The sequence below is a fragment of the Actinomadura soli genome (assembly GCF_005889715.1).
Taxonomy (GTDB): domain Bacteria; phylum Actinomycetota; class Actinomycetes; order Streptosporangiales; family Streptosporangiaceae; genus Spirillospora; species Spirillospora soli.
Window position 1 is genome coordinate 1 of sequence record NZ_VCKW01000556.1, and the last position, 1,468, is coordinate 1,468.

Annotated in this window: 1 protein-coding gene; it reads right to left on the minus strand. The window is 73.1% G+C overall.

The genetic code is table 11. The annotated features are described in order from the left end of the window. The coding region (locus tag ETD83_RS41790; protein ID WP_138650762.1) for a hypothetical protein at window positions 1–1,391 on the minus strand (1,391 nt) is incomplete at its 3' end. Window positions 1,392–1,468 lie beyond the last annotated feature (77 nt).

A 1,468-nucleotide genomic window follows, 5' to 3' on the forward strand; every position in this document is an offset into this window, starting at 1 on the left:
CCCCCCACACCCCCCGCAAGAGCCCTGTTCGCTTCCTCGATCATGCCGATGATCCGCTTGTGCGCGGCCGCGGCGGCCGCCATCCGGGTGCCGGTGTACGGGTGCGGGCGGTAGATGACGCGCAGGCCCAGGCGCTCGTCCAGCAGCGCGCTGACGATCTTCACGCCCATCGTGAGCAGCGAGCAGTAGCTGTGCTCGCTGTCCCAGCCCTCCCAGGTCGGGGCGTACAGGACGGTCGGCACCTCGTTGCCGGTCGGTCCCGCGGCGATGCCCGTGAGCTGCGGCCGTCCGACCTCGACGATCGCCTCGTCGCGGACGCCCGCGTCGGAGTTGCGGTAGCGGTCGCGTCCGGCGGGGCCCGCGACCCACACCTCGTCGAAGACCTTGCTGACCGGGTTGGAGCTGGAGTCCTTGTCGCTGTCGCCGTGGCCGATGAACACGTGCTTGATGGCCGGCTCGCGGAGCAGGTGGAGGTTCTTGCCCGTGTTGCCGGTGTAGAGCGCGACGCGGACGGTCGACCAGTCGAAGTTCATGACGTCCTCGGCCCGCGAGACGCACACGACCGGCAGCCGTGTCGGAGCCAGCGCGGCCACGACCTCCGGCGTACGGACGAGGACCATCGCCCTGCGGTTCAGCCGCTCCATCGTCTCCAGCCACATGTTGGCCTGGTAGGCGTTCACGGCCATGCCGGTGAAGTACAGGACGACCTCGGGCTCGTACGCGCTCACGCGGCGCTGCACGTCGCGTCCGGTGCGCTTGCCGTTGAGCAGGCGGCGCATCTGCCGCAGGTAGGGGACCTGCGCGGCGCAGGACCCCAGCGTGCCCGCCGCCGCGCCCAGCAGCCCGGCGATCAGCAGTTCCGGGACGTCCGCCAGCAGGCCGGCCGCGCCGAGCAGGAGGGGGAGCGCGTCGGCGTAGCCCTCGACCAGGGTCATCAGGCGCACGTGCCACGCGGGTTCGGCCCTGGGGAACGTGGGCTCGCCCTCGCCGAGGTTGCGGGTGGCGTACGGGATCGTGTTGGCGCGGCGGATGGTGGCCGCGCCGACCAGCGCTCCTGCGCGCAGCCAGTCGAGGACGAAGAGGCCGATGGCGGCGGTCCAGACCGTCCCGTCCCCGACGCCCCCGGCCTGGACGAGCAGCAGCACGAACGCGCCCTGCCGGATCAGCAGCCGCGCGCCGGGGCTCAGCTCGCCCCACCGCAGCGGGCGGTCCGCGTCGGGCAGCAGCCGGCGGACGACCGGCTCGGCCACGTAGCAGGCGGCCGCGGCGCCGAGGAACCAGCCGGGCGACCCCGCCACGGCCGCGACGATCATCAGCGCGAGCGTGGCGGGCAGGGACAACACCGTGGAAAACCGCAGAAGCTTCGAGTACCGGGAGACGAGACGTCGCACGGCACACCTCCGTCTGGTCAGCGCGGCCGCCCTGGGGCGGCGAGAGAGGGTCGGGGGCACCCGCCCGGTGCCGGGGG